The 2,374-nt window shown below is 48.2% G+C and carries 3 protein-coding genes and 1 pseudogene; all 4 read right to left on the bottom strand.

The annotated features are described in order from the left end of the window. A partial coding sequence (locus RJ60_RS15090) for a hypothetical protein (RefSeq protein WP_146028960.1) occupies positions 1 to 324 on the bottom strand: 324 nt, incomplete at its 3' end. After that, on the bottom strand, positions 321 to 1,163 hold the full coding sequence (locus RJ60_RS15085) for a carbohydrate ABC transporter permease (RefSeq protein ID WP_099830108.1): 843 nt from the start codon (positions 1,161 to 1,163) through the stop codon (positions 321 to 323). The genes RJ60_RS15085 and RJ60_RS15090, both read right to left, overlap by 4 nt. A 13-nt stretch (positions 1,164 to 1,176) precedes the next feature. Beyond that, a complete protein-coding gene (locus RJ60_RS15080) occupies positions 1,177 to 2,064 on the bottom strand; it encodes a carbohydrate ABC transporter permease (RefSeq protein ID WP_099830107.1) in 888 nt (295 codons plus the stop codon). Between the two features lie 82 nt (positions 2,065 to 2,146). Then, positions 2,147 to 2,374 (bottom strand): annotated as a pseudogene (locus RJ60_RS15730) (hypothetical protein); the annotation flags it as partial.

Here is a 2,374-nt window from a genome sequence, read left to right as displayed (position 1 = left end):
GTCCAGTCTGCCTTCCCTGGCATAAGCACTGTACCGTTCAACCAGATCGCTTTCGGGATTAGATCTCAGCCAGCAATCAAATTGCCAGAAGGTCTCGACGGTGAATCTAAAGTCAGGGAAACTATCCATGAAGTCTAGAAGGTCGTTGTACATCTCAATGTAGTATCTTTCTACCTCGAGCTGCGTTCCCGTGAAGCCGATATCTTGATGACTGAAGGGAATCAGGTACACTTTTTCAATCTTACCAAGAGATATGACTGCCAGCAAGGAGACTCCCAATATGGCTGCAATCCTTTTGAAGGGATCCATTCCGGTGCTCTTCATCTTATTCCTGCCCTCAGCGTGAAGCCGCGCATCATTTTGTCCTGTGCGACGAAGTAGAGAATTATCAACGGAAGGGCCGTGAGTGTAGAGGCGGCCATCAAAAGATTCCAGTTTGTCGAATACTGCTGCTGAAAGCCTCGCAACCCGATTGCAAGAGTCCACATGGACGGATCATGGAGATAAATCAGTGGACCGAAGAAATCGTTCCAGGTGAAAACGATGGTGAAAAGGGCCACCGTAAAGAGAGCCGGTGTCGAGAGTGGCAGTATTATCTTTCTGAAGATCTTGAACTCCGAAGCTCCGTCTATCCTGGCCGATTCCATTAACTCGTCTGGAATGGAGATAAAAAACTGCCGCAAGAGGAAGATGTTGAAAGCGCCTCCCCCGCAAAAGGCCGGTACTATAAGGGGAAGATAGGTGTTCACCCAACCGAGTTGAGTGAAGAGTATATAGACCGGTATTATGAGAACTTGGCCGGGTATGAACATAGTGGCAATAGTGATGTAGAAGATCAAATTCCTGCCTTTCCACTGCAACTTGGAGAAACTGTATGCGACCAGTGAGGCCGTGAGGGTATTGCCCAGAACATTCATTGAGGTTAGGAACAGTGTGTTGAAGAAATATCTGAAAAAGGGAAAACTATCCACTGCCTTTGCGTAGTTGCTCCACTGGGGAGGATCGGGAAACCAACGCATCGGTATAGACATGATCTGTGCGTCCGGTTTGAGTGAAGTCGACACCATCCAGAAGAGCGGTATCAAGTAGACCACACTAAAAAAACCGAGGACCCCATATATCGTAAAACTTCTTATTGATTTCGCTCTGCATAAACCTCTCATGACAATCACTCCCTCAGTAGTCCATCCATTTTCTGGAGATTCTGAAAAGAAGGATCGTCATCGGGACCAGTATCATGAACATCACCCATGACATTGCCGAAGCATATCCCATCCTAACGTCTTTGAAGGCTAGCAGGTATATCTTAAGGTTCACGAAGGTAGTCGATTCCAATGGGCCACCTGCAGTCATTATGTAGGACTCTGCAAAGACCTGGGAAGCGGCTATGAGACCAGTGACGGTATTGAAGAAGATGACTGGCATGATCATGGGGACAGTGATACGCCAGAACATCTGAAGCTTGTTAGCCCCGTCAAGTTCTGCGGCTTCGTAGAGATACTCGGGAACGTCCTGAAGACCAGCCAGAAAGATGACGATAATACCGCCTATCCCCCAAAGGCTCATAAGGATCATAGCCGGTTTAGACCACTGAGGCGAGTTCAGCCAGAGGGGACCTTTAATACCTATGAATCCAAGCAACTGGTTTATTAGACCGCTCCTGGGATTGAACATCATCATCCATAAGAACATCACCGGAATCGAGGGAAGGACAACAGGGAGGAAATAGATGGTTCTGAAAATCCGCATCCCTTTCAGGGCACTACTTAGAAGCAGAGCAAAGATAAGGCCGGTGAAGACCTTGAGAAAAACCGACCCGAACATGTAGTAAAAAGTATTTCCCAGCGCTTTCCAGAATCCGGGGTCGAGCGTGAAGAGTATTTTGTAGTTAGTCAGCCCTATCCAGCGCGGGGCATTGATCATGTCGTAACTTGTGAAACTGAGAAAGAGTGTTGCCAGTATCGGAGCGAGGACGAAGGCCGACAGCCCGATCAGCCAGGGTGCCGCGAAGAGGTAGCCGGCGAGGTTCTTCCTTCTGAAATACTTGCTTCGTTTTCTTCCCATCCTTCAGGCTCTCCCTTCACAGAGCGATTACGGAAAGCAGGACACCGAAGAGATTTCCGGGTCCTGCTATCCGTCGTTACTTTCAGTGAGTCATCTTGTATTTCTGAATCTCGGCTTCTATTAGTTTCTGTGCATCATTTAGAGCTCGATCGGGAGTTTTTGTACCGTAAATGGCTTCTTCAGTGGCAACCTGCAAAGTCTCATACCACAGCGGTGCCTCAAGAATGAAAGGCCTGAACTTCGTGAACTCCAGAGCCTCGATCTGCATCTTCCACTGAGGATCCTCGATTAGATCGGACTGGTATGCCGC

The sequence above is a fragment of the Mesotoga sp. B105.6.4 genome, from assembly GCF_002896535.1.
In the GTDB taxonomy this organism is placed as follows: Bacteria; Thermotogota; Thermotogae; order Petrotogales; family Kosmotogaceae; genus Mesotoga.
The sequence above is the reverse complement of the archived record's forward strand: the minus strand, read 5'-3'. Positions and strand labels throughout refer to the sequence as shown.

Coding starts and splice junctions, on each gene's coding strand:
- RJ60_RS15080 (WP_099830107.1), bottom strand. CDS start 2,064: ATGGGAAGAAAACGAAGCAAGTATTTCAGAAGGAAGAACCTCGCCGGC.
- RJ60_RS15085 (WP_099830108.1), bottom strand. CDS start 1,163: ATGAGAGGTTTATGCAGAGCGAAATCAATAAGAAGTTTTACGATATAT.